We start from the raw sequence: 6754 nt of genomic DNA, 5'->3' as shown, positions 1-6754 counted from the left end.
GTCGTGGCATCCGAGGTGGTGCTGTCGCCGATCACCGAGACGGCGTTGCCGCCGACGGTGACAGGAACGTCGACCGTCACGATGCCCTGGTTGCCGCCGAGCAGGCTGTCCGATCCGTCGGTGGTCACGTCGCCACCCGAGCTGGAGCCGCCGCCATCGTGGCCGGAGCCACCCGAGCTGTCACCGCTGCTGTCGTGGCCGGAGCCACCGTGCCCGGAGCCGCCCTCCGTCGAGCCGTCGTGGCCGGAACCCGACGATCCGCCGGACGTGGTGGCATCCGAGGTGTGGCTGTCGCCGATCACCGAGACGGCGTTGCCGCCGACGGTAACGGGCAGGTCGACCGAGACGAGGGCCCGGTCGCCCGAGAGCAGTCCGCCCGCTCCCGAGGTGTCTGCGGCATTCGCGATGCCGCATCCGAGAACGGCCAAGCCGCTCCCGACGAGCGCGCCCCAGAGGGCACGCGAGTAGAACTTGCGCATGAGAGTTTCTCCTGTAGATGAGTGAGGGTGCGCGAACGCGCGGGGTCGTCTGCCGCGCAGAGCACGGCGCGACCGGCCTCAGTCAGGAGAAGCGTCGGTGTCGTAGACGGGAATGCCGGGGAGGTCGTCGTCGACGTCGCCCCCGCGAGCGAGAAGAGCCAGCGCGAACAAGAGTGCGCCGTGATCGGCGGTGGCGGCGGTCGTTCCTGCGGCGCTTGAACCCGCGGATGCCGAGGATCCCGCGCCGGCGCCCACCCCGAGCGCTGCGGGAGCGGCGTCTTCGGAGTCGACCGGGGCGGCGGGCGCCTCAGTGGAGGAGGGGATGGATGCCGGGGCCACGGCCTCGAAGTAGCGCGCGACCTGCGTAACCAACGTCGAATCGCGTGTCGTCGTGGCCGCGACGGAGACGGCGGGCAACGGGGGAGCCGTCACCGTCTCGAGGACCTCCGGTACGGCCGGCGCCGGAATGCCCGAGGGGGCTGCCGGCGGCGTCACGGGGGGAGCCGTGACGCCGGGTGCAGGGGAGAGCACCTCGCCGCCGTCGCTGGGGAGCGACGGGACGACCGGAGCGATCTCGGGCGCCGTACCGACGACGACCGGGAGCGTTTCGTCGACGGCCCCGGCCACGCCGGTGACGACGCCACCCAGACCGGTCTGCTCGACGACGGGACCGACGATGGGGAGGGATTCGGCGGTGTCGACGACCGGGTCGACGATCGCGCCCACGACGCCCGAGGAGGCGACGCCGGTGACGACGTCGGCAACGGTGCCGACCGTGCCACCCACGAGCGTGTTGGCGGTGTTGACGAGGGCGGGGGCTGTGTCGGTGACGACCCCGGTGACGGGGGAGACGAGCTGCGCCACGGGGGCCGTGACGGCTCCGGCGACGGGTGTGACCGTCTCGGCGACGACCCCAACGGCCGGCGTGACGACATTGGCGGCGACCGGCTCGATGACGGCGGCGGTGACCGGCTCCACGACTGCGGTCGCGACGGGCTCGACGACCTCGGAGGCGACGGGCTCGACGACCTGGGTGACGACGGGTTCCACGACCGCTGTGGCTACCGGTTCCGCGACGGCGACTACTGGTTTCGCGGCGGTGGTGACGGGTTCGGTAACGGCCCGGGCAGCCGGCTCGATGGCGCTGGTGACAGGCTCGACGGCCTTGGTGACCGGCTCGACCGCGCCGGAAACCGGCTCTGCAGTCTGAGCGACCGGCGCCGCGACGTCGCTGGCCGCCGGCTCCGAGACGGTGTTCGCGACCGGCTCCACAACGGCCGTGGCGACCGGTTCGACGACGTCTCCGGCGGTGTCGGTCACGCCGTTCACCGTCGATCCAACGGCCCCCACCAATCCTGACCCGGAGTCGTCCGCGGATGCCGACGTCGGACTGGCGAAGAGCGAGAGCACGGCGATGGCGAGGGACACGAGCACACCGAGCAGGAGCACGCGCAGAGTGCGCGGCATCCCCGTCCTCAGCGTGGCATCCATGATTCGCCCCCCAAAGGTGAATCGTCGGTGACTCAGGTCGGCGACGATACGCCTGGATCCGCGCGGGCGAAAGAGGGCGGGTGAACGGTCAGTAGTGCGTACGTAACGAGATGGTGGCGGGCGACACGCCCAGGTGTCGGGAGATTTGACATCGGATGCCGTCCGTCGGTACGCCGCCGCCGAGTTATCCCCCGAGTTGTACACATGCGTTTGTCAAGTCGAGGAACCTTCAACGCCTACTTCAACCGGGATTTCCCCACACAACCTGTGGACAAATAAAAACCAGGTGAGGGTGCAAATAGCGCGTCAAATCCACAGTCATCCACCGACTTGTCCACAGGAGTTGTGCACAGAGACTGCGGCGTTTCCCGCACACTCTCCACAGAGTTATCCACAGGCACATTTGCGTGGGTCGAGGGTGGTATCTACCGTGGGGGCAGCCCCTCGGGCATCCCTGTCACCCTGCCGCGCGCGTCGATGTCGGACGTCGGTGATCAGATGCTCCCGAGGTCGTTCCACCTGTCGCCATCGCATCCTTCGCGCGCGCGTGAGGGGGGCGCAGGGGCGGCCCGAGAGCAGAAGGAGAGCCCGTGTCGATCGCTGACATCGCCGAGGAGCGTCTCGGAAAAGCACCGCGTCCCGAGCGCACGCCCCCGCACGACATCCTCGCCGAGCAGAGCGCCCTGGGTGGCATGCTGCTGTCGAAAGATGCGGTGGCCGATGTCATCGAAACGCTCCGCGGCGGCGACTTCTACGTGCCGAAGCACGAGCTGATCTTCGAGGCCATCCTTACCCTGTACTCGCACGGTGAGCCCACCGACGTCGTGGCCGTCACCGACGAATTGATCAAGACCGGCGAGCTGCAGCGAGCTGGGGGAGCGGACTACCTCCATACCCTCACGTCGATCGTGCCCACCGCGGCGAACGCGGGCTACTACGCCTCGATCGTCGCCGAGCGCGCGCTGCTGCGCCGCTTGGTCGAGGCCGGCACGCGCATCGTTCAGATGGGGTACGCCGGCGAGGGCGATCCGGTCGATCTCGTCAACAGCGCCCAGGCAGAGATCTACAACGTCTCGGGCGACGACAGCGCCGACGACTACATCCCCCTGACGATGGCAGTGGATGCCGCGGTCGAAGAGATCGAGGCGGCTCGCGGCCGCGACGGGTCGATGACCGGCATCCCCACCGGCTTCGCCGGTCTCGACCAGCTCACCAACGGTCTGCATCCGGGCCAGATGATCGTGCTCGCCGCGCGCCCCGCCATGGGTAAGTCGACGCTCGCGCTCGACTTCGCCCGCGCCGCCGCGATCAAGTCGAACGCGCCGTGCATCTTCTTCTCGCTCGAGATGGGTCGCTCCGAGATCGCCATGCGTCTTCTGAGCGCCGAGGGCTCGATCCCCCTCCAGAGCATGCGTAAGGGAACGCTCGACTCGCGCGACTGGACCACCGTCGCCTCCACGCGCGGTCGCATCAACGACGCTCCCCTCTACATCGACGACAGCCCCAACATGACGCTGGTCGAGATCCGCGCCAAGTGCCGACGCCTGAAGCAGCGCGAGGGTCTGAAGATGGTCGTCATCGACTACCTGCAGCTGCTCACGAGCGGAAAGCGCGTCGAGTCGCGTCAGCAGGAGGTCAGTGAGTTCTCGCGCGCGCTGAAGCTGATGGCCAAAGAGCTGCAGGTTCCCGTCATCGCCCTCTCGCAGCTGAACCGTGGCGCCGAGCAGCGCGCCGACAAGAAGCCGGCCCTTTCCGACCTGCGTGAGTCGGGCTCGATCGAGCAGGATGCCGACATGGTGGTGCTCCTGCACCGCGAGGCCGCGTACGAGAAGGACTCGCCGCGCGCGGGCGAGGCGGACCTGATCGTCGCGAAGCACCGAAACGGGCCGACGGACACGATCACGGTGGCGTTCCAGGGGCACTATTCGCGGTTCGCGGATATGGCGCCGGGGATGTAGTTCGAGTTGTAGTTTTTTCTGAAATGTCCATTTCGCGGATGAAATGTCCACGCGATGTCCTTATGGACATTTCGGCAATTGAGGCCTGCGTGGGTGTAGCCTCCACATCGAGACGGCGTCGACCACAGGTAGCGGACGAGCGCTTCGCCCTCGGGTCAGTTGATGAGGATGGGCCTCGTTCCTAGAGACTCATCGGCGACGGCGCTCGCGTGCGCGTTCAGGGCACAGTCAACGGGCGTCGAGATGGACAGGGTCAACGCGCACCGCTCGTCGACGCCGTTCCTACTGCACGTCAATCAGCTCCTTCTGCACGCTGGGCGACCGGCGTACGTTCCGCTCGAAACGGCGACCGAAATCCACCGAAGAGCCCTGACAACTCGGATCCGAGGTGCGGGCTTGGGCCCGGAGCGCTGCGGGATGACAGTCGATTGGAAAGCACCTCAGTCCTCTTGCCGACGTTGAACCCGTCGATGCCGCCGATCCGCATCGCACGCGTGGCCATGCCACGCGGCCCAATCGGTCACAGTGGGCCTCATGGGGCTCTTGGGTTAGAGCTCGATATCGAGGTAGCGCGTGAGGACAGCCATCAACGCGCGGTAGTCGTCGTGGGAGAGCAGGCCGACCATTTCGCCGACGTAGTGGTCGTCGATCGAGCGGATCTGGTCGACCAGTAGGCGGGTCATCTCGCCAAGGACTTCCACCTCCGGGCGCACCACGGACGGCTGGGCGCTTCTCGAAGTGGGAACCACGGTGACCACCGACAATCCGATGTCGGTGGGTGAGACCACCACACCGTAACGTTTGCCGCCTTGCTCGTGGCCGCGCGGTTGGCCGAGGTCGATCTGGTAGATGCCGCCGCGGATCACCAGGCGTCAGCTTCGGCGTTCAGGTCCTCATCGGCCAGCGTCGCGGCCTCGCGGCGCAGCTGGTCCTCCCACTGCTCCTGCTGGACCCGACGGATGCCGCGACGCAGGACTTCAGTGACGCCGGCTCGACTGCCCTTCATCAAGTCGACCAAGATAATGGCATCCTCGGCGCCCACTCGCATGGTTACGCCGGCGCTCTGTGTCTTGCCCTCGATCACGTCGAGGAGCCGCTGTTCGGGAGAGATGGTAGCCATAAACCCCAGTGTAATACATCTGTATCACACACAGGTAGCGGCGCATGCGCCGTCTCACGAGCGGCGACGGCGCATCCCCGCGGCTTCACCCTGTCGATCGGCCACTTGCACGATTTGGTTCCGCATCCGTTCACTTCCCGTTTTTTGGGGCCAGCATGCAGTCGAGTGGGTAGCGGCTTCAAGTCCAGTTACTCACCTCCACGACCGACCCACTGCTGCTCTATCGCGCAGTCGCCATCACGGCAGAAGTCGACCGGGTTCTCGATTCGCATCAGGCCGATGCTGACGGGGTTGAAGCAGGGGTGGCGATTCACGCGCGCCGCGTGATCGCCCACCTCATCATGCAAAGAGTCGGCACGAAGACGCTCGCGCATCCTTCGACGGAGTTCGCTGAAGTGCTGTCGGGTGTGGAGTCGCAGGCCACGCTGCTCCTGGCTGCGCTGACGGCCGTCTTCCCGGATAACGCCTATCCGGGGAACGTGTTCAAGAATCAGGCGCGGGTCCAGCAGCTGCTTGCCGATGCTGACGCGGTGCTTGCGAAGAGTCAGAACTCTTGACTTGAACTACTTCGGCGGTCGCCTCCGAAGTGGACAAACGGTGCCGTGCCTGGGGCGTCGTGATGTGGACATTTCCCGACGATATCCGCTGCGGGCAAGGAGGGCTCACGGACATCTCTGACCGGTTCCTACATCACGCTGCGATTACCTGCGGTAGATGTCAGATTCCCGCCGAAGATGTCCCGAGGTGTGAGAGGCGTCGTGGGCCCCTCCGCCGCCGGCGGACCCGCCAACAGATCACTGCGGACGGGTCCCCTCGATCAGGCGCGTTCCACGGGGAGCCACAACTCGCAGGTTGCTGTGCTGAAGCCGTCGGCGCGGTCGAGCACCGCGACGATCGATGGTCCCGGGCGGAGTCGCCACGGGTTGGACGGGAACCAGTCCGTCGCCGTCGCCGCCCACGCTTCCTGCAATGCAGCCGGGTACTCGCCCTCGGTGCGGAACACGGCCCACGTGCCGGCCGGGACGTCGATCGCGTCCAGATCGTCCGGGGCCGGGTCTGTGCCGGTGACGGCGACTCCGTGCAGGTAGGTCAGCTCGGTTCCCTCGGTGTAGTCCGGATCGACGTCGGCGCTGACTTGTAGCAGGCCGGCCGGTTCGGTGTCGCTCAGGGCTCTGAGGCGTGAATGCTCCGAAGCTGGCAGGGAGGCGATATGGGCTTGAATGTGCGGGTTGACGCCCTCGTGGATGAGGGGCACCCGGGTGGCGTGGCCGACGAGGCGAAAGCCCGTCCGATCGATGATGCGGGTGTCCATGGTGATGTTCCCTTCTACGGTCAGGTGGAACCTGAGCTGCGGTTGCGTGCGAAGGGGGCCGCCATCTCGTCTGACGTCGCTGACGCTGACGCCATGCACCGATCGGAACGCTCGACCGAAGGCCTCGTTCGACCCGTAGCCGTAGCGCACCGCGATACTCAGCAGGCCGTCGCCTCCAAGGATGTCTGCTGCCGCGACTGTCATGCGACGACGTCGGATGTACTCAGACAACGGCATCCCTGCCAGCGACGAGAACATCCGCCGAAGGTGGTACTCCGTCGTGCCCAGCTCGGTCGCCAACACGGCCACGTCGAGGCCATCGTTCAGACGAACCTCGACCAGCTCAACCAGTCTGTTCAGTTCCGCGATCACGGCGCCTCCTTCGACACCCACA

Annotated in this window: 7 protein-coding genes; 2 read left to right on the top strand and 5 right to left on the bottom strand. The window is 66.7% G+C overall.

Translation table 11 applies throughout. The features are described from left to right. Window positions 1–479, bottom strand: a 479-nt coding sequence (locus tag RWP81_RS02200; protein WP_314451803.1) for a chaplin family protein, incomplete at its 3' end; no start/stop codon positions are given. A 78-nt stretch (window positions 480–557) separates the two neighbouring features. Continuing rightward, window positions 558–1946: a hypothetical protein gene (locus tag RWP81_RS02195; protein ID WP_314451800.1), complete on the bottom strand. Its 1389-nt coding sequence runs from the start codon at window positions 1944–1946 to the stop codon at window positions 558–560. A 614-nt stretch (window positions 1947–2560) separates the two neighbouring features. On the opposite strand from RWP81_RS02195, the gene dnaB reads away from it, so the two are divergent. Continuing rightward, window positions 2561–3928, top strand: coding sequence for a replicative DNA helicase (gene dnaB / locus RWP81_RS02190; protein WP_055952596.1), 1368 nt, complete (start codon window positions 2561–2563; stop codon window positions 3926–3928). Window positions 3929–4476: 548 nt separating this feature from the next. Here dnaB and RWP81_RS02185 read toward each other — a convergent pair. Then, window positions 4477–4794, bottom strand: coding sequence for a type II toxin-antitoxin system PemK/MazF family toxin (locus RWP81_RS02185; protein ID WP_314451796.1), 318 nt, complete (start codon window positions 4792–4794; stop codon window positions 4477–4479). After that, window positions 4791–5048, bottom strand: coding sequence for a hypothetical protein (locus tag RWP81_RS02180; protein ID WP_314451794.1), 258 nt, complete (start codon window positions 5046–5048; stop codon window positions 4791–4793). Before RWP81_RS02180 ends, RWP81_RS02185 begins: the two co-directional genes overlap by 4 nt. 302 nt (window positions 5049–5350) lie before the next feature. Between RWP81_RS02180 and RWP81_RS02175 the strand changes: the two genes are divergently transcribed. Beyond that, window positions 5351–5605: a hypothetical protein gene (locus RWP81_RS02175; protein ID WP_314451793.1), complete on the top strand. Its 255-nt coding sequence runs from the start codon at window positions 5351–5353 to the stop codon at window positions 5603–5605. A gap of 260 nt (window positions 5606–5865) precedes the next feature. Here the strand turns inward: RWP81_RS02175 and RWP81_RS02170 are convergent, their stop codons facing one another. Then, window positions 5866–6732 (bottom strand): AraC family transcriptional regulator, encoded by an 867-nt coding sequence (locus RWP81_RS02170; protein WP_314451791.1) that lies wholly within the window; start codon window positions 6730–6732, stop codon window positions 5866–5868. Between the last annotated feature and the right edge of the window lie 22 nt (window positions 6733–6754).

Origin of the sequence: uncultured Microbacterium sp., from assembly GCF_963521695.1 — a bacterium.
Lineage (GTDB): Bacteria > Actinomycetota > Actinomycetes > Actinomycetales > Microbacteriaceae > Microbacterium.
This window is presented reverse-complemented; position numbering and strand designations above follow the sequence as displayed.

Bases quoted from the DNA above. Each gene is read 5' to 3' on its own strand.
- RWP81_RS02195 (WP_314451800.1), bottom strand. From the start codon at position 1,946: ATGCCGCGCACTCTGCGCGTGCTCCTGCTCGGTGTGCTCGTGTCCCTC.
- RWP81_RS02180 (WP_314451794.1), bottom strand. From the start codon at position 5,048: ATGGCTACCATCTCTCCCGAACAGCGGCTCCTCGACGTGATCGAGGGC.